The following is a 22,540-nucleotide window of genomic DNA, read 5'->3' on the forward strand; positions in this document are numbered from 1 at the left end:
GCCTGATCCCAAGGCTCGCCGGTTTCGGCGGGTGGTCTCCTGCCGCTGCCTAGACTTCGGCGGCACCCACCCTCTTTTTTCCCAGCCTTTCCAGCCACGACATCAGACATAGCAACTATGGCGCATATACCTGCCATTTCCCATACGCGGCATGGATATTGCCCAAGAGTGGAGACAGTGGCCTAACAGAGACAACGAACAAGCGATTCATGTTTAAGGCGGGACGCTCTAACACCCGATATTTTTAAGCATGGAGATTACATGCAATTTGGTGGTTTGAATGCAAATGCCGCAATTAATGTTATTTCTGTCGCTCTGTTGGATTGACCCCAATAGAAGCGTCGCGGTTTACAATGGGGCAGTCTGAAAAGAAGTTTGCCAGCGCAAGGACAACCAATGCCCAATTCCAAAGACAATCGCCTGATCGACGGTGTTGCTGTCAAAAAGCATATGATTGCTGATGTTAAATCCTACGTCGCAGGTTTTCCGCAGATGCCCCGACTTGTGTCGATCCTGATTGGTGATGTGCCCGAAGCGGCCGTTTATGTGCGCAACCAAGCGCGCGGCGCAGAGCAAGCCGGTTTGCCGTTTGAGCAGATCAGCTGGCCAGGTGACATCACCCAGGAATCTTGCAAGGCAATGCTGTTAAAGATGAACGACGATCCGACGGTTCTGGGCATTATTTTGCAGCGGCCCGTGCCGGATCATATCAATGTGCGGGCGTTGCAGTCTGCCATCCATCCGCTGAAGGATGTCGAAGGGATGAGCCCGGCTTCGATTGGCAATATCGTTTATTCCGATGTTGCCCTTGCACCTTGTACGGCTGCGGCCTCGGTGGCGTTGATAAAGGAAACCGGCCTGCCAATGGAGGGGCTTGAAGTTGTGATGATCGGCCATTCCGAGATTGTTGGAAAACCTGCCGCGATGATGCTGATGGCAGAGGGATGCACTGTGACGGTTTGCCATCACATGACCCGTTCTGTTGCAATGCATTCGCGGCGCGCTGATGTGGTTGTGGTGGCGGTTGGCAAGGCCCATCTGATAGGACCGGATATGATCAAACCGGGTGCCGCCGTAATTGATATCGGGATCAATCAGATTGAAACGCCAGAAGGCCCCAAAATCGTTGGGGATGTAGATACCGACGCAGTGATCGACGTTGCGGGGTGGATATCGCCGGTCCCGGGTGGTGTCGGGCCGGTTACCGTGGCCATCCTGATGCGCAATGCAATGGTCGCTCATCAGCGTCAAATTGCGGCCGGATGGTTATAAAGCCAGATACCCAACACCGCAAAAAGCAACAACACAGCCACACCATTGCGCCAGCGACATTTTCTCTTTTAGCAACAACCAAGCCAATAGTATCGTCAACAGTCCGAACATCGAGGAGGTTACCGCAGCGTATTGCGGGTGAGGAAGATTGCCAGCGGAGAGAACACATAAAAGGGCAATACCATCCGCGATGCCCATCAAAATCAGCAACGGTAAAGCGCGCTTACCCGGCCAGAACGGCAGTTTGAGCAGCAGTAAGGCCAGGATGATCAATGCGACCGCCACGACGCGGGTGACAAGGGTGGTGGAAACCTCATCGCTGAGCTGCGCGGCGTGCTGCCCTAGTGCAAAGGTACCCGCAAACCCAATGGCGGAAAGGGTTGCAAGGGCAATCGTTGGCCCTTTGGCAGGGGCCGTGGCGGCTGTGCCGTCAGAACGCGCCGCGACAAAGGCAACCCCAGACACGATTGCAATAACCGCCAGCCACTGCAGGCTTGATACCGGGGTGCCTTGGGCCATGGCAATTCCAACGGAAAGAACCGGATACCCGGCAATCAAGGGCGCGACCAATCCCACCGGGCCGCGCTGAAACGCATAATACAGACCAACGGTAGCAATCACAAAAAAGCCGCCAGCAAAGACAGACAACCAGAGTGCCCCGACAGGTATCGGCGCGGCCCCACCATGAAAGATCACGGCCCCAAGATGGAAGATCAAACCCGTCGAGAGGACCACAAAGATACAGGCGCTGTTAGGGGTTTTTTGGCTTAAGAACCGAACGCAGATATCATGGAACCCCCAACAAAGTGCGGCAATCAACCCAAGGGAAAGGGCGCTCATTCGGGTGTCCCAGTGTTGAGAATCATGCTGATTCGCGGCGTTCACAGCGCTTTAGAAAGCATGCGGGCATGCGGAAAAGAGATCGGGAATAGGACCTCCGTCGGTGCAGGTGCCAGAAACTGATGATAAGAGGGTACATTTGTTCGATTTTGTTTGCCGTAGAGAAAAGTGTATGCATTCTTATCATTAAATAAATATTCCGCCCATGCAACACTGATATGCCGAGAGACAAATCATGTTAGACGACTATCCAAGGGTGCGCCCCGGCCCGCCAAAGCCCAGCAAAATTATTCAGCCACAGGTCTTCTCTTTGCCCCCCGGCACGGAACGCTACGTTGTCGAAGGGCAGGGCGCTGTGCTGATCCCAGTCGAAGCGGGCGATCACCTGACCATAATAAACACAGAAGGTGGCCAACATTGCGAAGTGGTGGCAAGTGACCCCAGAGGGGTGCTTGACGCCGGAATTATTGGTGCCAATGCACAGGGTGACGCGCGTGGTTTGAAAGGGCTGCTGAGCAGTGACAACCAATCGCTGCGGGGTATGCGGATGGGCCTTCAGGCACGCGGAATAGATCTGGCTGAGGCACAGGCCGTGCATTTATTCGAAGCGACGACGCCGGCCGGAACGCAGGAGCAATTTCGCGCTACCCGGGATGGTGTGGTGATCATCGCGGCCCCCGGCGATGCCATGGATATTGAAGCACAGAATACCGCAACACCCCTCACGGTGATGGTCAAACGCGCCGTGTTAAAGAGCAAACTGCGCTTTGAATTACCAGATCCCTTGGCGGATCCATTGCAGGACATTCGCGTACATACCCAAACGGCTGAGTCCTATTTTGTGAAAGCCGGTGATTACATTCAGATCATCGATGTCGACGGACGCCAATGCACAGACTTCGAATGTTTCTCGGCCCGAAAGCTTGATAAGGGGATCGAACACGCATTGGACGTTACCACCACCCGCACGTTGATGGGCCACGCCTATCCAATGCCGGGGCTGCACGCCAAATACTATGATCAGGAAATGATCCCGCTGGTCGAGGTGGTGCAAGACACCTGCGGGCGTCACGACGCTTTTGCAATGGCCTGCACTGAAAAATACTACAACGATATCGGCTACCCCGGGCACGTCAATTGTTCGAACAATTTCAACACTGCGCTTGCCGAACATGGCGTAGGTGCAAGGCGTGGTTGGATGGCGATCAACTTTTTCTTCAATACATCAATCGACGAACATGGCGTGATGTATACGGATGAACCGTGGTCGCGCCCTGGTGATTATGTATTGCTGCGCGCCCTGACCGATATTGTCTGTGTCAGCTCGGCTTGCCCTGACGATACCAGCGCAGCCAATGGCTGGAACCCGACCGATATTCACGTCCGCACCTATAGCGGTGAGGAAACCTTCCAACGTTCCATCGCGACACGCGTCACCCCAGATTCGGAGCCGAAAATGACCAAACAAACCGGTTTCCACGATAGCTTTGCTAAGCACACGCGGAATTTTATCGAGTACAACGGCTATTGGCTGGCCAATTGCTATGCCGATGCGGGACCGATCGAAGAATACCATGCCTGTCGCCAGAAATGCATCATTCTTGACCTGTCACCACTGCGCAAGTTTGAGATCACCGGACCGGATGCAGAGGCGTTGTGCCAATACGCCTTTACCCGAAATATGAAGACATTGGCTGTGGGTGGCGTTGTCTACACGGCGATGTGCTATGAACACGGCGGGATGGTAGACGACGGCACTGTATTCCGGCTGGGGAAAGACAACTTTCGCTGGATTGGTGGATCGGACTACGGCGGTGAATGGCTGCGCGAACTGGCTGAAAAGCTTGGGTTGAAAGTGCTGGTACGGGCCTCAACCGATCAGTTGCATAACGTTGCGGTCCAAGGACCGGAAAGCCGTGATCTGCTGCGCAAGATCGTATGGACAGCACCTCATAACCCCGAATTTGATCAATTGGGCTGGTTCCGGTTTACGCCTGCGCGCCTGAACACTGAATCCGGCACACCCTTCGTTCTGAGCCGGACAGGATACACTGGCGAATTGGGTTACGAGGTTATGTGCCACCCCAAGGACTGCGCTGAGATTTTTGATGCCATTTGGCAAGTGGGTCAGGACCACGGCCTCAAACCTATGGGGCTTGAGGCCTTGGACATGGTGCGGATCGAGGCGGGGTTGATCTTTGCCGGTTACGATTTTTCGGACCAGACCGACCCCTTTGAGGCGGGGATTGGGTTCACCGTTCCGCTGAAATCAAAGACAGATGATTTCATTGGGCGTGATGCGCTGATCCGGCGCAAAGAGAACCCCATGCGCAAGTTGGTCGGGCTTGAGATCGACAGTAACGTGGAAGTGGGACACGGCGATTGTGTGCATGTTGGCCGCGCCCAGATTGGTGAGGTGACATCAGCGATCCGCTCTCCTTTGTTGGGCAAGAACATCGCCTTGGCGCGTGTGGATGTGGCCCATTGTGAGCCGGGAACAGAGCTAGAAATTGGTAAACTGGACGGACATCAAAAGCGCCTGCCGGCCCGAATCGCCGAAAATCTCGCTGCCTTTGATCCGAAGAAGGAACGCCCCCGCTCATGACACAGACTGTCCTTGATCAGATCGGAGGAGAGGAGGCCCTGCGCACCCTTGTTGAACACTTCTATGATCTGGTCGAGACAGTTCCGGAAGGTCGGCGGATCAATTCTCTGCATCTGCAACATCACGGGATGGCCCATACCCGGGTTGAACAATTCAACTTCCTGTCCGGGTTTATGGGAGGGCGCCAATATTACCTTGAAAAACACCGGCATATGAATGTGAAAGAAATCCATGCCCATATCCCGATCCAGACCTGCGACGCAGAGAATTGGCTGGCGATAATGGACAAGGCGCTGGATGATCTGGGGCATAACGGCCCCCATATTGACCGGTTGCGCCAAACGTTGCGGCGGGTCGCACTGATGCTCGTCAATGACGGCGCGGTTACACACCTGTGAAAACCCCGGAACACCCAACGCGGCCTGAAATCAAAGATTTCAACGCGTTGGATGATACTCCTCCTATCAGGTTTTGTCGAAGTGGTTAATTCTTCAGATAGACTTCCAGACTGTCATCCAGCGCGTCTTTCCATGGGGTATGGTGAGCCGGTGCCAGCGTGCCTGTGATGACGGAGGTATAGCTGTTGTTGCGGAAGGTCATGATACCCGCCTTCTTATGCCCCTTCCATTCCTTGAACACCTGACAGGCCGCCTCAACATCAAAAGAGGGATAGTCGGTCTCTGCGATCAGCTCTTTCACATAATCGCCTTGATACCAGATCGCGTCATAATCGTCTTTGCCAGCATCCTCGCGCGCGATGCGGTCTGCAACATCGGCGACCATTGTGGCTGTATCAGGCTGTTCGATCCGGCCAAGGATGACATCGCGCACCCACCACGCCTGTGCATCGAACATGTTGAAGGTAAACCATTGATCCTGCATTCCAAGATAGAACAGCGCAGGCTCGTTAACATAGGTAACGCCCTTATAGAGGTCTTGCGTCGCCAACCGGTTGGCGGTTTTCAGACGCAACTCATCTGGCAGGAAGGGAAAGTGGTGTTTGTAGCCAGTGCAAAGGATCACCGCATCAATGTCCCGGCTTGACCCATCTTTGAAATGCGCAGTGTTGCCATCAACATGGGTCAGCAAGGGCACCTCGGCCCAATTGTCAGGCCAGTCAAATCCCATTGGCGCGGTCCGGTGGCTGACGGTGATGGATTTGGCCCCGTATTTCCAACACTGCGATCCAATATCCTCGGCGGAATAGCTGGTACCGACAATCAGCAAGTCCTTGTCTTTAAATTCCATTGCGTCACGGAAGTCATGGGCATGAAGAACACGCCCCTTGAAGGTTTCGAACCCGTCAAATTGCGGCACGTTGGGCGTGCTGAAGTGCCCGGAGGCCACAATCACATGATCAAAGCTTTCGGTATATGTGCGGTCGTCGGGCAGATGGCAAACAGTGACATTGAATTGGTCACCAGCCTTTTCAACCCAGCGGACCGCGGTGTCAAAACGGATCAGATCTCGCACGCCGGCCTTTTGAACCCGGCCTTCGATGTAATCAAACAGCACGGCACGGGGCGGGTAGGACGCAATTTGTTTGCCAAAGTGTTCCTCGAAGGAATAGTCGGCAAATTCGAGCCCTTCCTTGGGGCCGTTTGACCACAGATAGCGATACATCGACCCGTGCACAGGTTCGCCATATTGATCCAGACCCGTGCGCCATGTGTAATTCCACAGACCACCCCAATTTTCCTGTTTTTCAAAGCAGACGACTTCAGGAACTTCGGCCCCCTTTTCGGCTGCAGATTGAAACGCGCGAAGCTGCGCCAGGCCGGACGGGCCAGCCCCAATAATTGCGATGCGTTTTGTCATGCGGAATCCTCTTGATGTCATGATGTCGGGTTCAAGATGCCTAGGGCACCAGATCTAGATGTCGAGCGTATTGGCTCTTTCCCACTCCGAGAAATGGCTACAGAAATCGCTCCACTCTTGATGTTTCAATTTCAGATAGGCGGCAGAAAACTCTTCGCCCATTGCCGCCTTTAGGCCCTCATCCTTGTCGTATTCGCGCAGAGCGTCCAGCATATTAAGCGGCAGCAAGGGCGCACCGCGAACCGTGTGGCCTTCAGCATACATGTCGATATCGTGACGTTTCCCAGGATCCGCTTTGGAACGGATACCCGACAGGCCTGCGGCGATGATAACGGCCTGCAAAAGGTATGGATTTACGGCACCGTCCGGCAGACGCAATTCAAAGCGACCTGGGCCGGGCACACGCACCATATGGGTGCGGTTGTTGCCGGTCCATGTCACCGTGTTAGGTGCCCATGTGGCCCCGGATGATGTGCGCGGCGCATTGATGCGTTTATAGCTGTTCACGGTAGGGTTTGTTATCGCAGCAAGTGCAGAGGCATGTTTCATAATACCGCCAAGGAAATGCTTGCCGCGTTCTGAAAGACCCAATTCGCCAGTCTGGCCTGACCCTTCCCCTGCAAATACGTTGGTCTTTGACGCGTCCCCCGGCGCATCCCAGACGGAGATATGCGCATGGCACCCGTTGCCGGTTAGCCCCTCAATCGGTTTAGGCATGAAAGTCGCACGATAGCCGTGCTTTTCGGCGACCGTACGGGTCATAAATTTGAAAAAGCTGTGCTTGTCTGCGGTCGTCAATGCATCGTCAAAGTCCCAGTTCATTTCCCACTGGCCATTGGCGTCTTCGTGGTCGTTTTGATAGGGGTTCCAGCCCAACTCAAGCATGTAATCGCTGATTTCGCGGATCACATCGAGACGACGCATAAATGCCTGTTGGTCGTAACAGGGTTTCGCCGCAGTATCACTTAGATCGCTGATCTCGTCACCGGCGGGGGTTAGCAGGAAAAATTCGGCTTCGATACCTGTCTTGACGTGCATACCTTCTTCGGCAGCTTCAGCAATCAGGCGGCGCAATACATTTCGCGGAGCTTGCGCGACATCCTCGCCTTCCATGACGCAATTGCCCGGCACCCAGGCGATTTCCTTGTTCCATGGCAGAATGATCACGGCCTCCGGGTCCGGCACGGCCAGCATGTCAGGATGGGCAGGGGTTAGATCAAGCCATGTGGCAAAACCTGCAAAACCGGCGCCTTCCTCTTGCATGTCAGCAATGGCGCGGGAGGGGACAAGTTTGGCACGTTGACCGCCGAAAAGATCCGTAAAGGAGATCATGAAGTATTTGACGCCGTTCTCTTCGGCGAATTTAGCGAGATCTAATGCCATTAATGTTTTCCCTGTGGTCTTTTTAAGTGAAAGGGGCGCGGACCAATCATGATCCGCGCCCCAAAATATCTGTATTAGTATCCTGTTCCTGGTTTGCCGGGATACCATTCGGTTCCGGCAAGCGGTACGCGGGCCATCGCGGCGGCTTCCATTGTCAGCGCCACCAAATCCTCGGGTTCCAAATTGTGCAGGTGGTTCTTGCCACAGGCGCGCGCAATTGTTTGCGCTTCAAGTGTCATTACCTTGAGATAATTGCGCAGCCGGCGTCCCCCCTCAATGGGATCGAAACGTGCCATCAACTCGGGGTCCTGCGTGGTGATACCCGCTGGGTCTTGCCCTTCATGCCAGTCATCATAAGCACCGGCTGTGGTACCTAGGGCGTTGTATTCAGCCTCCCATCTGGGATCATTGTCTCCCAACGCAATCAGGGCCGCTGTGCCAATGGCAACAGCATCCGCACCCAGCGCCATCGCCTTGGCCACGTCGGCACCCGATCGGATGCCCCCCGAGAGGATCAACTGTACCTTGCGATGCATACCGAGGTCTTGCAATGCCTGCACAGCAGGGCGAATGATGGCCAAAGTTGGCTGGCCCACATGTTCGATAAAGACGTCCTGAGTTGCGGCAGTCCCACCTTGCATCCCGTCCAGAACAACCGCGTCAGCACCCGCTTTGATCGCAAGTGTAGTGTCATAGTAAGGGCGTGCGCCGGCAACCTTGACGTAGATCGGGACTTTCCAACCGGTGATTTCGCGCAGCTCCAGAATTTTGATTTCCAAGTCATCCGGCCCTGTCCAGTCGGGATGACGGCAGGCTGATCGCTGGTCGATCCCTTTGGGCAGGTTGCGCATTTCTGCGACGCGGTCACTGATTTTCTGGCCCAGCAACATACCACCACCGCCCGGCTTCGCGCCTTGGCCGACAACAATCTCGATGGCGTCTGCCTTGCGCAAATCATCAGGATTCATCCCGTAGCGCGATGGCAGATATTGGTACACCAGCTTGTTAGAGTGCCCGCGCTCTTCGGCGGTCATACCGCCGTCACCCGTGGTGGTTGACGTGCCTGCCGCAGAAGCACCACGCCCCAACGCTTCTTTCGCGGGGCCGGATAGTGCGCCAAAAGACATGCCCGCAATAGTGATCGGGATATCCAACTCGATCGGGTTCTCGGCATGTAGCCCGCCAATGGTTACTGATGTTTCACACTTCTCGCGATACCCTTCCAAAGGATAGCGCGAGATAGAAGCACCCATGAACAAAAGGTCATCAAAGGACGGCACCTTGCGTTTGGCACCACCACCGCGAATGTCATAAATCCCTGTGGCCGCTGCTCGGCGAATGTCAGAGTTTACATCCTGGGTGAATGTCGCTGATTGGCGCGGTGTGGTATGGGGGATACCCTTGGGGTCGTGTTTGTTCATCATGGTATCCTTAATACGCAGCGGCGTTATCAACGTCGAAATTATAGAGGTTGCGTGCCGAACCGTAGCGCTTGAAATCTTCCGGTTTGGCGTCTGATCCTGCTTCAGCAAGAAGATCGCGCAGGATCTCAAGATGCTCTGGCCGCATTTCTTTCTCTTCGCAATCGGCACCCAGTGATTTCACCGATCCGCGCACAAACAGCCGCGCTTCATAACAACTATCCCCCAGCGCATCACCTGCATCACCGCAAACGACCAAATTGCCGGATTGTCCCATAAAGGCGGACATATGGCCGATGTTACCATGTACAACGATGTTGATGCCCTTCATCGAAATTCCACAGCGCGACGACGCGTTGCCCTTGATAACAAGCAGGCCACCATGGCCTGTGGCTCCGGCGTATTGCGATGCATCGCCATCGACAAAGACCTTGCCGGACATCATGTTTTCGGCTGTGCCCGGCCCGGCAGACCCTTTAATGTTCACAGTTGCCTGTTGGTTCATGCCCGCACAGTAATACCCGGTGGACCCTTTGACAGTAACCTCAATCGGGGCATCCAGACCGCAGGCGATGGCATGTGCGCCCTTAGGGTTGACGATTTCCCATGTGGTTTGGTTGGTATTGGCAGCCTGCGCATGAAGCGTCTTATTCATCTCGCGTAGACCGATTTTTGACAGGTCGATTGTTTGCATGGTCAGGCAGCCTTTGCAGAAGTTGGCGAGGTTGGGTTGTGGCTCCAGAAATACACGGTTGCGGGTTCGGGTTCCCAGACACGAGCGGTTTCGATGCCTGGCAGATCCACCAGCGCACGGTATTCCGAGCCGAATGCAACGTATTGATCGGTTTCGGCCATTACCGCCGGTTTGCAGGCAATCGGATCACGCACCACCCCAAAACCATCCTTAGTGCCAACGACAAAGGTGAAAAAGCCATCCAGATCATCAAGGCTGTTTTTCAGCGCGTCACCCAGCGTTGCACCATTCTGCATTTGCCATGTCAGATAGGCAGCGCCAACTTCGGTGTCATTTTCAGTTTCGATATGAATACCGTCACGGCGCAATTTGCGGCGCAGTGAATTGTGGTTCGACAGCGAACCATTATGCACGAGACACTGGTCATCACCGGTATTAAATGGATGGGCACCCATTGTGGTGACGGCAGATTCCGTTGCCATTCGAGTGTGGCCGATCCCATGAGTGCCCGCCATGTTAGAGACATCGAACTGCGCTGCTACGTCTTTGGGAAGGCCAACCTCCTTGTAGATTTCAAGGCTGTCACCGCGGCTCATCATGCGGATGCCTCGATCCATTTCAGTCAAAAGCATCCGCACATTGGCTGCGGTACCTGCTGGAATATCCAGAACCGCATGGGTGCTTTTGACTCGCATGGAAACGGAACCGCCCAGAGCTTTTTCCAGAGCCTTGTCCAACCCATCAAAAGCAACATCAGGAGTGTCTGATTGCACTGTCATTTTTGTACGGCCTTGGGTTTCACCGCCGTAAATTGCGATGCCGGCACTGTCCGGGCCGCGGTCCGTCATTGTGATCAGCATCGAGGTCAGTAACTCGCCCAGCCGGGGTTCGAGCGACTTGTCTTTCAGAAACAGTCCAACAATCCCGCACATTTCCAAATCTCCGAAATTAACGGCCACCAACAGGGCAGCACTCTGATTCTAACGCTAGCACCAATGGCATGGGCGCTCAACCACTGGGAAACTTTTTTTCATTTAAGTATGTGTCTGTGAAAGTGGAAAGGGGCGACAATCGCCGCCCCCTCCAAGACGCTAGAAGACCGCACTTAGTATCGTTCAATCGCCTTCGCGATCTTATCGGCATCAGCAATCTGTTTGGCCTGCTCCAGATCTTTCCCTTCCTGAACGAACTGGAGACGGTGCCACACAAGCCAGAAGATCACGCCAACAACGACCATCGGGATTTCCCAACCTTGCATCGGGTAGATCGGGCCAACTTCGCCTAGATCAACAGCCCAGCTATCATAACCAATAGACATTTGTTTCACTCCTTTGAGTTAGGATTTTGCGGTCAACGCCGCATTGTTCGCTGCAATGATTTCAGCCTTTGCATCTTCGTAGACATGGTTTTCCTCGTAATCGAGACCCTGCAATTCCACCTCTTCGGGGATACGCAGCACACCCATCGACGCCTGGATTTTCGAGATGATCCATGCAGGTGCGAACCCAAGCACGAAGAACATGATGACAGCACCTGCTGCCTGACCCCAAGGACTGATTGTTGCATAGCCCTCATAGGGTGAGCTTGGCGCACCCCAAAGGACAAAACCTGCAATGATTAGGCCGACAACACCTGAATACCCGTGTACCGCGACCGCGCCGACGGCATCATCAAGCTTGAACCTACGTTCAACCCAATAGTGCAGCTTGTAAACGATGACGACGCCAATTGCCCCGATAATCATCGCCTGAACAGGGTGGTACAGATCGTTACCGGCAGAGGCGGTGATTACCCCGGCAAGCCCGCCGGAGAATGTCCAAAATGCATCGCCTTTCGAGACCACATAGGCGGCCATTAATCCACCAGACAATGACATAAGGAAGTTAAAGGTAATGGCCGACAGGGTTGTGGGGGCCAGATAGATATTCGTCGCAGTCCAGGTTGCCCCGGTGATCTGACCATCAATCACTTCGGGTGAAATGATCGGTACATTGCAGGCCGCGTAAAAGCCCCAGAAACCCGTGTAAATCAAAAAGATGCCGATCGTTAGCATCCAAGGGTTATGAGGCGGGATATCACGTGGTGTGCCATCTTTGGCAAATTTGCCGATCCGCGGACCCAATACCATAATCACACCCAGAGCATAGCCACCCGCAATTGCGTGGATCACCCCCGACGCATAGGCATCGTGATAGCCCAGCACTTTGACCATCCAGCCATCCCAGTGCCATCCCCAAGCAGCATCGACGATCCAGAACACCGAACCAATCAGAACCGCATGCACCCAAAGCGCCGACGATCTGATTCGTTCGATCACTGAGCCCGACACGATTGAAGCCGCCGTCCATGAGAACAGCAAGAATGCCGCCCAGAAGACACCGGTAATGCGGTCTTCAAGGTTGGTCGCCATGTTGGGGGACCATGGTGTGTTTGCTGCGCCTGCATCAAAATCAATGGCCCCGCCAAAGATGTAAAAATTGGGGAAAGCCCAGTAAATCCACCATCCAAAGAAGAAAAACGTCACTGTTACCAGTGGAATGATCATAATGTTTTTCATCAATGTATGCATGTGATTGCGGGCCCGGCTTGCGCCGACTTCGTACATGCAGAACCCGACATGGATTAAGAACATGAATACGACTGTTACCCAGTAGTAAAACTCTGTGAACACTGTTGTGAGTGCGTTTAGGTTTCCCTCCACGACATCTTCTCCCTCTGTTGATTAGGAGGCGCGCTTGCCCCTCAGTAATATTTTTTTCCTGAAAGTTCCCGAAATGTCAGGTTCTGTCAATGAATTTACTTGGAACGGTGCATCACGGCTCAGTGTTGCGGTGAGAGATATCGCGGGAAATTGCCTGCCAGGAAAAAAAGTTGCATCCAAATATTGCTTTTTGAATATTCTTGGGTCTGAATAGCTCTCAACCGCCCAGAGTCGGGCTTAAGGGAGAGAAACATGGCCATTCTTTGGAGACATTCCGCACTAGGGCACCGCCACGCCGAAATAGGCGGCGAGTTAGAGGATTGGAACGGGATGGGGACAGCCTGGTTCTATGATGACACCCCCGAACGCGCCAAAGCGGACTATGAAGCCATTCGCACCAAGGCGGGGCTGATGGATGTTTCTGGCCTTAAGAAAGTTCACGTTGTCGGGGCCGATGCGGCCTATGTCATTGACCGCGTCACCACCCGCAATGTTGAAAAAATCGCGCCCGGTCGGTCCACCTATGCCTCTATTCTCAACCAAGAGGGCAAGTTCATTGACGATTGCATCATCTATCACCTTGCGGTGAACACATGGATGGTTGTGCATGGTACCGGCACCGGGATGGAGCAGTTGGCCTCTGTCGCTGCGGGAAAAAACTGTGAAATCCTGTTCGACGATGACCTGCACGACATGTCGTTGCAGGGGCCTGTTTCAGTTGATCTACTGGCCAAGGAAATTCCGGTTATCCGGGATTTGGCGTATTTTGGCATCCTGCAAACACGGCTTTTTGGCCGTGACGTTATGATTTCGCGCACAGGCTATACCGGCGAACGTGGATATGAAATTTTCTGCCGCGCCAAGGATGCCACCCATTTGTGGGACAGCATTTTGGAAGCGGGCAAGGATATGGGTGTCCGGCCTTGTCAGTTCTCTACCCTCGATCTGTTGCGTACGGAAAGCTATCTGTTGTTCTACCCCGGTGACAATTCGGAGACCTACCCGTTCGAGGATGGAACACCTTGCGGAGATACCCTTTGGGAGCTGGGGTTGGAGTTCACCGTTTCACCGGGCAAGATCGGTTTCATCGGTGCGGAAAATCACTATGCGCTGAAAGGCAAGGAGCGGTTCAAAATCTACGGTGTGGTTCTTGAGGGAACCACACCCGCAGATGAAGGGGCGGCACTACTGCAAGATGGCAAGCAAGTCGGCCACGTGACCTTTGGAATGTATTCTGAGGTGAATAAGCATAACGTAGGCATCGCGCGGATGCCCGTAGCTGCGGCAAAACCTGGCACCAAACTGGTTGTGCAAAATGCTGACGGCTCCGAAATCGCTGCAACGGCCGAGGAGATGCCGTTCTATGATAAAGATAAGTCCGTTCGCACCGCAAAGGGTTGATTTACAAGCAGGTGCGCACCGAAGTTCTTGCGCACCTGAGAAAACAAAGGATCGATATGTCTACGTTCGCCTTTCCCCCTAGCATCAAGAGCCGCCCTGTCTATGGCACACTCGAACCACAGGCCGGCGCGGCGCATATGTTTATCGTTGATGGCGAGGGCGCAAATGCTGTCCTCGATCTTGCACAGCGTGCGCCATCCATGATGCAGCTGGCCCATATCGTCTATATCACACGCGGTACTGATTTTGCGGCTGCGCTGAAGGCGTTGAACCCAGCCCAGTTTTATCAGGGGCCGACCTACGGCGCGGCACTGCCCCGTATCCGCAGGTCGCTGGCAGACGCCAAGATGGGGTTGCAGGTCTATCTTGCAGGTACCGAGGGGCTGATGGGGCAGGCGATGAACGAAGCTGTTATTGCAGGCATACCACACACCGCGATCCAGACAGAACACCGCGGCGCAACCGCACGCAGGATGCAATGCGTGCATTGCAAGGGCATCACAGAAGACGTGGAAACCGATCCGTTTGTCTGCTCCCATTGTGGATTGAACCTGTTCGTGCGGGATCATTATTCGCGCCGGATTGCTGCCTTTCAGGGAGTCTGCATCGACGCCGAAGACCCCGGTAATGTGCCAGTGCAAAAGGGGATTTACGAATGAGCGGGGCTGAAAAGATAACCGTCAAAGTCACCGAGGTTGTGCCATTAAACGAACTTGTTACACGGTTTCGTTTTGAACGGGCGGATGGAGGCCTGTTGCCAACATTCTCTGGCGGGGCACATACGGTTGTGGAAATGCACGACGGCGGCATTACACGGTTGAATCCCTATTCGTTGATGTCGGACCCGATGGATCAGACCGCCTACACAATTTCCGTACGCCGTGATGACGAAGGCAGGGGTGGGTCGCTGTTTATGCACCAGCAGGTCAAAGCCGGCGACGAGATGGTGATCTCTTTTCCGGTGAACCTGTTTTCGCTGGATCTGCGGGCCAAGAAACACCTGTTTCTTGCCGGGGGTATCGGGATCACACCGTTCCTAGCCCAAATCAAACAGCTACAACGATTCAATGGCAATTGGGAGTTGCACTATGCCTGTCGGTCAGCCGCACTTGGGTCTTATGCGGATGAATTGACGGATCATTATCCGAATGAAACCCACGTCTATTATGACGACGAAAAGCAGACCATTGATCTGGTGAATCTTCTGGATGGCCAGCCTTTGGGCACGCATGTCTATGTCTGCGGTCCCAAAGGCATGATTGACTGGGTGCGCAAGACCGCCGCTGCCGAAGGCTGGCCGCGCGAGGCTATTCACTATGAGGAATTCCTGGCACCACAGCCCGGCAAACCCTTTGAGGTCAAATTGGCGATCAGCAACAAAACCATTGAAGTGGGCGAAAACGAAAGCCTGCTGGAAGCGATGGAACGGGAAAATGTCGATGCACCGTATCTTTGCCGTGGCGGTGCCTGCGGGCAATGCGAAACCCGAGTAATAGACTATGCCGGGAACTTCATTCACCGCGATCACTGGCTTGATGACGCAGAACACGCAGGCGGCGAAAAGATCATGCCCTGCGTTTCGAGATTTGAGGGCAAGACCCTCGTATTGGACAGGTAGGGTGCGGAAATGACGATCCAATTTAACAACGAGAGCTTTCGGGATGATTATTCGTTCTACAACTCAGAACGGGCGATCAAACGCTTTCCATTTCCCTTTCACGAAGACAGCTACATGTATTCGGTCAACATGGAACAACATCGCGGTGGGCCAGTCGATTCTGTATATGAAATGCGCTTTGATGTGGATGAACACTATGTTTCAGAAATGCGCGATCGTGCCATGGTGTTGGCGGATGATCCTCTGCGCTGCCAGTCCCTGCCGCATATGACCTTGGCAGGCTGGGACCTGCTTGAGCTTATCATGGTGTCCAAATCCGAGGACTATCCAGACCTGTTTGAATTGCATCGCGACGGGAACAAATGGCGTTGGATCAACAAGCCTTTGGGCATTGATCACAGCTTTACCTTTCTGGACGAGGCGACGCTGCCATGTGGCCCGATGGAGTATATCACCCGTCAGGCGCAAGGCGACTTTGCTGTCCTTGATCAGCGCGATGATAACCTTTGGATGGATGCCGGCATGGTGACAACTCAGGCGGATTGGTCACTTGATTTCGACATCGGTATGAACTTTTTCGAATGGCATGCACCTGTGCCTCTTGCCCATGAAAAAGGGATATTTGTGCGCGCCTTAAAGTTCTTGATGAACATTCAGCAAGGGGCACCGGCGCGGCGCTTGAACTGGACGATGACAGTGAACCCGCTGTTGGATACCTCACCAGAGAACTACCATAAATGGGGCATTCAGAAAACCGAACTGACGCCGCAAAACATCGGGGCAAAACAACATTTGCGCGTGGAACTACAAACGTTTTTCCGCCTCCCGCGGTCGAATGCTCTGGTATTTCCGATCCGATGCTACCTGTGCAGCTTTCAGGATCTGATGGGGGTGCCGAAATGGGGCCGCCGACTGCACCGGGTCATCCGCGATCTTCCAGAGGAACTGGCCACTTACAAAGGTTTCATAGATAACCGGCCTATGATGCTGGACTATCTGAAAGACTTTGATGACGGGTTGCCCACTTCGCCGGGAATCTGGCCGGAACTCGACACGGAACCTCCGCTGACCAGGTAACCGGAAGCTGGGTTATCTGTAGACCGCCCAGATTAACTGTTCTGCGGGTAGCTGATAATCGAGAGGTACCGTGCGGGCAGCTTGACCAATACCTCAGGCCCGTGCCGTGCATCCGCATCAAAGAACAATGTATCACCGGGCTGGAGCAGATAGACATCATCCGCATGGCGGTAGTTAATTTCACCTTCCAACATATAGATGGTTTCGATGCCCGCATGTTGAAAGGCCGGAAAAACATCCGCTTCGTCAGACAGCGTGATCAGATATGGTTCGACAATCACGCCGCTGGCGTTTGCACCAATATGCCCCAGCAAATTGTACTGATGGTTGGCACGGGTGCCCTGACGGTCAATCTCAACCCCTTCGCCTGCTTTGGTATGCACCGCGTCGCGTGTTTCCTCAAACCGTCGAAAAAAGGACGTCAGCGGAACAGAAAGCGCATTGGCAAGAGTTTGCAACGTGGTGAGCGACGGAGAGGTGTTGCCGTTTTCAATCTTGGAAAGCATACCAATGGACAAGCCGGTTGTGGCGGACAGTTCAGCAACCGTGATTTCCTGTTGACGCCGAAAGGCACGAACCTCGCGGCCAATGGCAACCTCAAGGATTTTCTCTCGGTTTTCACGTAGGCGATGCGGGTCTTGGTCAAGATTATTAGGAGACATGGCCGTATCCTTTTTATTTTCACCGCACATAGCCCATTGACCAGATGTCGCAACCGCGACTACGCATTTTGGACGTGTGTTGATACTGGTCTAACACAGATTTTTCCTGTTAAGATAACAATATGCCCTCAGATAAACAAATTGAAATTGGTTTCCTGATCTTCCCCGGTTTTCCGATGGCCTGCCTGACGTCAATGATCGAACCATTGCGTGCAGCGAATGAAGTTGCAGGGAAGGATGCGTTTGGCTGGAAACTGGTGTCTGAAAATGGCCAGCGGATCGAGGCAAGCGCACATGTGTGGTTTGAACCGGATCAAGCGCTGGATGATTGCGGCGATCTGGATCAGTTGTTTCTACTTAGCGGGCCGTCTTCGCAGTTTGAAAACCCCACGCAATCGGATGGCAAGTTGCGCAAGTTCGCACGTCACGGGGTATCAGTGGGAGCGATAAGTGGAGGTGTGTTCCCGCTGGCACGTGCAGGATTGCTAACGGGATATGTCACCTCGGTGCATTGGTGTTACGAGGCTGCGTTTGCATCAGAATTTCCAAATCTCGACGCAACAGAAGATGTTATGATCATGGACCGAGGCCGCGTCACCGCCTCTGGCGCGGCGGCTGCATTTGAACTGGCCTTGCAGCTGGTTGATGACGCCTTGGGGGCCCATGTCGCAACCGAGGTCGCCTGTTGGTTTCAACATCCCATGATGCGCGGGCAGGGAGTTGTTCAACGCAAGCCCACCTTTACGACGCAAAGCACCAACGACATGCTGCCCGAACCGATCCGGCAAGCCGTCGAGATATTTAGCCAGAACATCGAAGATCCTGTGAATATCGCTGATGTGGCGGAACAGATCGGTGTATCGGTTCGCCAGCTCGAACGTCTGTTTCATAAGACCACCGGCACAACGCCACTGGGATATTATCGGTCTCTCAGGATGCACAAGGCACGCCAACTGTTGCACTATACCAAGGAAAGCATGTCAGAAATCGCGATTGCCGTTGGATATGCGACGTCGCACACGATGATACGAAACTACCAAGAAGTCTTTGGCATCCATCCCCGCGAAGACCGTGAAAAGATCAATATGTTCCGGGTAAGAGAGAACGCGATTGTTCCGTTGGCCTAGGCATAGGCCATGCCAACTCTTTGATTTAGCCGCGCTGGCGCGATCTGCGCAAAGACAATCTGAGGTAGAGCCACTATTCCTGTAGCTTCGCCCCTAACTTTCACAAAATCTGTCAGGCCGGTGCGTCGGAGCCATAGGACCCTGTGTCCAGCGCCTGCGCCGTTGCGACCAGAGCATGATGCAGCGAGCCGGCCGAGGCACGCGGCCCCAGAATACGGATATGATCCGCAGCAGTGCGGCGGATGACAAAACATCCCAGATGGTGGATAACAGTGCGCTGCGCATCACCGGCCTGCATCTGCCGAATGGGCACAGAACACAGGCGTTCGCACATGTCCTGCATAGCAGGCCCGATAACATCAAAACAAACCCATGCACCTGTCTGCTCCGTCACCGAAGCGGCATCGCCCAATAGACCTTTCAACCTCTCGGCCAAATCCTCGTGGGATTCACTTGGGGCACCGATCATCCACTGTTCCGGCCCCATCCAAAATCCCGCCTCAGGATCATGCAGTTGTGCACGCCCCGGTCCTGGCACGGCACCCAGCAGCTTTTTCAGGAGTTTATGGCAGTCGGCCTCTTTCCCCCGGCGTGCGGCGACAGAGGCCAGCGACAACCCGTCATTTTCGGAAATGGTGATGTGATCGTATTTGTCGACCCGTGGCTCGGTGCCACCAAGTGCCGTTTGTTTTACGAGATCATGCACGAAGCCGCTCCCCTTCTGGGTCTACAAAATGGGCGCTGACAATTTCGACCTGAACATCAATACCTGTCAGCGGACTTACCAGGCGCATCTTTTCACCCATTCGATTTGCACCGTCTTTAAGGAAACCCAACGCAATTGCATGGCCAAGGTTGGGTGAAAAACAGGCAGACGTTGCATAGCCCTGATCGTGTCCAGCATCCACCGGGCCTGTGGCATTCATCAAATGTGCGCCTGCCGGCACCGGGTCATCCGGATTCACGGGTCTGATGCCAACCTGTCGCACGTCACCCTCAGCGTTCAGCCCCTCTCTCTCGGAAAGGGTTGAGCCGATACTGTCTTTCTTTTTGCTTACCATCCGGCCCATACCAAGGTTCTGGGCTGTTGTGGTCCCGTTCAGTTCATTCCCCGCGGCATGACCTTTTTCGATACGCATCACACCAAGCGCCTCTGTGCCATAAGGTGTAACATCAAATTCCGCACCAACTTCGATAATCCGACGCATCAGCGCGTCTCCGTACGCCGAGGGCACCGCGATTTCATAGGCCAGTTCCCCACTAAAGGAGATACGGAACAGACGCGCCCGCAAACCACCACAAATGGTGATATTGGCGCAGGCCATGAACGGGAAGGCATCATTTGATATGTCCTGGTCGACGATCTTTTCCAACAGTTTCCTGCTGTTTGGTCCGGCGACGGCATATTGCGCCCATGCTTCGGTCGTGGAAATCAACTGTACGTCCATATCCGGAAACAGGCATTGGCGTACGAATTCCATATGACGGTAGACGGGCAGGGCATTTGCAGTGGTGGTCGTGACTACGAAATGATCTTCGGCCAATCGTGCAGCGGTGCCGTCGTCCATTGCAATCCCGTCCTCGCGCAGCATCAGACCATAACGTGTCTTGCCGACGGCGAGTTTTGCAAAACCGTTGCAGTAAATCTTGTTCAGGAAGTCCGCCGCGTCAGCGCCCTGCACATCCACTTTGCCCAATGTCGTGACATCGCAAACACCAACAGATTTGCGGGTCGCCAAGACTTCGCGGTCAACGGTTTCTCGCCAATGGGTTTCGCCTGCACGCGGGAACCATTGCGCGCGCAGCCAATTGCCGACCTCGACAAAAACCGCACCTTGTTCTTCGGCCCAACGATGCGATGGGGTCAGGCGTTTGGGGTGAAACTCTTGTCCGCGATGCCGCCCCGCCAAAACGCCAATCGCTGTGGGCGTATAGGGGGGACGAAAGATCGTTGTGCCAACTTCAGGGATCGCCTTGCCCGCCAATTCGGCCATGATCGCAAGACCACCCATGTTTGATGTCTTGCCCTGATCAGTGGCCATGCCAAGCGTGGTATAGCGCTTCAGGTGTTCAACCGAACGGAAACCTTCCTGATGGCTCAACTTCACATCCTTGACGGTCACATCGTTTTGCAGATCCAACCAAGCGCGGGAACATCCCTCAACATACCAGAACGGCTTGAGATTTACGGGCGCATCTTCAGCCTGCGGCGTTGCCGGAAGCCGCCCCTTGAGGCCAAGCGCCTTTTGGGCAGCGGCGGCCCCGGACGTCAGAGCGGCATAGGTCGAAAATGCTCCATTGGCGGCTCCGGCCACCGACATGCCGGGAGGCAAGGCACCGCCTGGAACAAAGGCGGCAATGTCTTCGTTCCACGCAGGGCGCCCGCGTTGGTGGCAGGTCATATGAACGTTGGGGTTCCAGCCCCCCGCCATGCCAAGCGCGCCACATTCCAGCACCCTCATGGTGCCATCCGCCAGCTTCACTTCGGCGAACGCAAGCCCAAGGCGGCCCTTCGTGTTCACGACTTCGCCGTGCAGAACTTCGTAATCGTGACTACGCGGTGCATCGGCGCGCACGTCCACCACAGCAGAGATTTTCACGCCTTTTGCATGAAGGTCTGCCGCCGTGCGATGGCCGTCATCGTTATTGGTGAATACCGCGACACGCTGGTCCGCCGCGACAGCGAACCGGTTGGCATAGCTGCGGATGCTGGAAGCCAGCATTATACCGGGACGATCATTGTTTTCGAATGCGATGGGCCGCTCAATTGCACCGGCGGCAAGCACAGTTTGTTTCGTATAGATCCGCCATAACACCTGTCGGGGTTTGCCTACCTCTGGGGTTGGCAAATGGTCACTAACGCGCTCAACAGCGCCATAAATACCGTGGTCAAACGCACCGATAACAGTGGTGCGAGACATCAGGCGCACATTGGGAAGATTGGCAAGTTCCGCAACTGTGGCCGCAGCCCAATCCGCCCCTGCCGCATCATCAATGCTAAACGTTTCGCTATTGAGCCGGCCACCCATGCGGAAATCTTCATCCGCGAGAATAACATTTGCCCCCGCCCGACCAGCGGTCAGAGCCGCCATCAGCCCCGCCGGCCCCGCGCCGATGATCAGCAGATCACAGTGCAAGAAACCTTTGTCATAGACATCCGGATCATCCTGTAGAGAAAGCGAGCCCAGACCGGCGGCCTTGCGAATAATCGGTTCGTAAATCTTTTCCCAAAAGGCAGCTGGCCACATGAAAGTCTTGTAATAAAAACCGGCAGCCAGAAAATTTGAAAACCGATCATTGATCGCCAGCAGGTCAAACCGCAAAGACCCAAGCCTGTTCTGACTGTTGGCACTTAATCCGTCGAACATTTCGATTGTCGTGGCGCGGGTGTTGGGCTCTTGGCGTGCGCCGTTGCGTAGCTCAACCAGTGCGTTAGGTTCCTCGGATCCAGCACTCAGCACCCCGCGCGGGCGGTGGTATTTGAACGAACGCCCCATGAGGCGTACGCCATTGGCCAACAAGGCAGAAGCAAGAGTATCGCCGGAATGAGCCGTATAGGACTTGCCGTCGAATTTGAATTTACAGGTGGTCGTGGTATCAACCTGGCCGCCCTGAAGTCTGTTTTTCTGGGTCATGTGCTGCGCCCACGTTTACGGGCCACATCGCGGGCCATTTCAACTTTGGAAATTTCATGGGTCACAGTGTTACGTGTCACCACCAGCCAGGAACGATCTCCGGCCTCATGAAACCACAATTCTTCGTGCCACCCAGCCGGATTTTCGCGCAGGTAGCCATATTCGTAAAAGTCGCGGGCAGCGGTCTGTGATTGCCAGTCGGGTCGGTCAATCAGACGGGCATCGCCCAGATAGGTGAATTCGGCACTGTCGCGGGGGCCAAGAAGGGGGTGGTTGATAATCATCT

At 54.4% G+C, this 22,540-nt stretch carries 20 protein-coding genes; 8 read left to right on the forward strand and 12 right to left on the reverse strand.

What is annotated here, in order from left to right; all coding sequences use genetic code 11:
- Positions 1 to 396: 396 nt before the first annotated feature.
- A complete protein-coding gene (locus HKX44_RS19040; RefSeq protein ID WP_276152974.1) occupies positions 397 to 1,272 on the forward strand; it encodes a bifunctional 5,10-methylenetetrahydrofolate dehydrogenase/5,10-methenyltetrahydrofolate cyclohydrolase in 876 nt (291 codons plus the stop codon).
- On the opposite strand, the gene HKX44_RS19045 is transcribed toward HKX44_RS19040, so the two are convergent.
- Positions 1,267 to 2,112, reverse strand: a complete 846-nt coding sequence (locus HKX44_RS19045; protein ID WP_276152975.1) for an EamA family transporter — start codon at positions 2,110 to 2,112, stop codon at positions 1,267 to 1,269. The two genes, HKX44_RS19040 and HKX44_RS19045, sit on opposite strands and share 6 nt — an antisense overlap.
- A 235-nt stretch (positions 2,113 to 2,347) precedes the next feature.
- Here HKX44_RS19045 and HKX44_RS19050 point away from each other — a divergent pair, with 235 nt between their 5' ends.
- Both HKX44_RS19050 and HKX44_RS19055 read left to right on the forward strand, forming a co-directional pair.
- Positions 2,348 to 4,717, forward strand: a complete 2,370-nt coding sequence (locus tag HKX44_RS19050) for an aminomethyltransferase family protein (RefSeq protein WP_276152976.1) — start codon at positions 2,348 to 2,350, stop codon at positions 4,715 to 4,717.
- Positions 4,714 to 5,115 carry a group II truncated hemoglobin gene (locus HKX44_RS19055; protein WP_276152977.1) on the forward strand — a complete coding sequence of 134 codons (402 nt, stop codon included), beginning with the start codon at positions 4,714 to 4,716 and terminating at the stop codon, positions 5,113 to 5,115. Before HKX44_RS19050 ends, HKX44_RS19055 begins: the two co-directional genes overlap by 4 nt.
- 85 nt (positions 5,116 to 5,200) lie before the next feature.
- On the opposite strand, the gene HKX44_RS19060 is transcribed toward HKX44_RS19055, so the two are convergent.
- The 7 genes from HKX44_RS19060 to HKX44_RS19090 all read right to left on the reverse strand — a co-directional run bounded on the left by HKX44_RS19060 (position 5,201) and on the right by HKX44_RS19090 (position 12,734).
- The gene (locus HKX44_RS19060; RefSeq protein ID WP_276152978.1) at positions 5,201 to 6,535 is read right to left on the reverse strand and encodes an NAD(P)/FAD-dependent oxidoreductase; all 1,335 of its coding nucleotides are present in this window, start codon (positions 6,533 to 6,535) and stop codon (positions 5,201 to 5,203) included.
- 54 nt (positions 6,536 to 6,589) lie between these two features.
- Positions 6,590 to 7,918 (reverse strand): type III glutamate--ammonia ligase, encoded by a 1,329-nt coding sequence (gene glnT / locus HKX44_RS19065; protein ID WP_276152979.1) that lies wholly within the window; start codon positions 7,916 to 7,918, stop codon positions 6,590 to 6,592.
- 74 nt (positions 7,919 to 7,992) lie between these two features.
- Entirely contained in the window at positions 7,993 to 9,339 is a 1,347-nt protein-coding gene (locus tag HKX44_RS19070) for an FMN-binding glutamate synthase family protein (protein WP_276152980.1), read from the reverse strand.
- Between the two features lie 10 nt (positions 9,340 to 9,349).
- Positions 9,350 to 10,033 (reverse strand): GXGXG domain-containing protein, encoded by a 684-nt coding sequence (locus HKX44_RS19075; protein ID WP_276152981.1) that lies wholly within the window; start codon positions 10,031 to 10,033, stop codon positions 9,350 to 9,352.
- A 2-nt stretch (positions 10,034 to 10,035) separates the two neighbouring features.
- On the reverse strand, positions 10,036 to 10,965 hold the full coding sequence (locus tag HKX44_RS19080; RefSeq protein WP_276152982.1) for a glutamine amidotransferase family protein: 930 nt from the start codon (positions 10,963 to 10,965) through the stop codon (positions 10,036 to 10,038).
- A gap of 173 nt (positions 10,966 to 11,138) precedes the next feature.
- Complete coding sequence (locus tag HKX44_RS19085) at positions 11,139 to 11,351, reverse strand: hypothetical protein (protein WP_276152983.1); 213 nt, start codon at positions 11,349 to 11,351, stop codon at positions 11,139 to 11,141.
- Between the two features lie 18 nt (positions 11,352 to 11,369).
- The gene (locus HKX44_RS19090) at positions 11,370 to 12,734 is read right to left on the reverse strand and encodes an ammonium transporter (RefSeq protein WP_276152984.1); all 1,365 of its coding nucleotides are present in this window, start codon (positions 12,732 to 12,734) and stop codon (positions 11,370 to 11,372) included.
- A 252-nt stretch (positions 12,735 to 12,986) separates the two neighbouring features.
- Between HKX44_RS19090 and HKX44_RS19095 the strand changes: the two genes are divergently transcribed.
- The 4 genes from HKX44_RS19095 to HKX44_RS19110 are packed head-to-tail and all read left to right on the forward strand — an operon-like array spanning position 12,987 to position 16,830.
- A complete protein-coding gene (locus tag HKX44_RS19095; RefSeq protein WP_276152985.1) occupies positions 12,987 to 14,135 on the forward strand; it encodes an aminomethyltransferase family protein in 1,149 nt (382 codons plus the stop codon).
- Between the two features lie 56 nt (positions 14,136 to 14,191).
- The gene (locus HKX44_RS19100; RefSeq protein ID WP_276152986.1) at positions 14,192 to 14,794 is read left to right on the forward strand and encodes a dimethylamine monooxygenase subunit DmmA family protein; all 603 of its coding nucleotides are present in this window, start codon (positions 14,192 to 14,194) and stop codon (positions 14,792 to 14,794) included.
- Complete coding sequence (locus HKX44_RS19105) at positions 14,791 to 15,753, forward strand: PDR/VanB family oxidoreductase (protein WP_276152987.1); 963 nt, start codon at positions 14,791 to 14,793, stop codon at positions 15,751 to 15,753. Before HKX44_RS19100 ends, HKX44_RS19105 begins: the two co-directional genes overlap by 4 nt.
- A gap of 9 nt (positions 15,754 to 15,762) precedes the next feature.
- A complete protein-coding gene (locus tag HKX44_RS19110) occupies positions 15,763 to 16,830 on the forward strand; it encodes a DUF3445 domain-containing protein (RefSeq protein ID WP_276152988.1) in 1,068 nt (355 codons plus the stop codon).
- A 32-nt stretch (positions 16,831 to 16,862) separates the two neighbouring features.
- Here the strand turns inward: HKX44_RS19110 and HKX44_RS19115 are convergent, their stop codons facing one another.
- Positions 16,863 to 17,492, reverse strand: coding sequence for a helix-turn-helix domain-containing protein (locus HKX44_RS19115; RefSeq protein ID WP_276152989.1), 630 nt, complete (start codon positions 17,490 to 17,492; stop codon positions 16,863 to 16,865).
- Positions 17,493 to 17,614: 122 nt separating this feature from the next.
- Here HKX44_RS19115 and HKX44_RS19120 point away from each other — a divergent pair, with 122 nt between their 5' ends.
- Entirely contained in the window at positions 17,615 to 18,619 is a 1,005-nt protein-coding gene (locus HKX44_RS19120; RefSeq protein ID WP_276152990.1) for a GlxA family transcriptional regulator, read from the forward strand.
- Between the two features lie 112 nt (positions 18,620 to 18,731).
- Here HKX44_RS19120 and HKX44_RS19125 read toward each other — a convergent pair whose 3' ends face one another.
- From HKX44_RS19125 to HKX44_RS19135, 3 genes are read right to left on the reverse strand one after another with little or no spacing between them, the layout of a single operon-like run.
- Positions 18,732 to 19,325 (reverse strand): sarcosine oxidase subunit gamma, encoded by a 594-nt coding sequence (locus tag HKX44_RS19125; protein ID WP_276152991.1) that lies wholly within the window; start codon positions 19,323 to 19,325, stop codon positions 18,732 to 18,734.
- The gene (locus tag HKX44_RS19130; protein WP_276152992.1) at positions 19,318 to 22,254 is read right to left on the reverse strand and encodes a sarcosine oxidase subunit alpha family protein; all 2,937 of its coding nucleotides are present in this window, start codon (positions 22,252 to 22,254) and stop codon (positions 19,318 to 19,320) included. Before HKX44_RS19130 ends, HKX44_RS19125 begins: the two co-directional genes overlap by 8 nt.
- Entirely contained in the window at positions 22,251 to 22,538 is a 288-nt protein-coding gene (locus HKX44_RS19135; protein ID WP_276152993.1) for a sarcosine oxidase subunit delta, read from the reverse strand. Before HKX44_RS19135 ends, HKX44_RS19130 begins: the two co-directional genes overlap by 4 nt.
- Positions 22,539 to 22,540 lie beyond the last annotated feature (2 nt).

It is taken from the genome of Sulfitobacter sp. M05, from assembly GCF_029285175.1.
Taxonomy (GTDB): Bacteria; Pseudomonadota; Alphaproteobacteria; order Rhodobacterales; family Rhodobacteraceae; genus Sulfitobacter.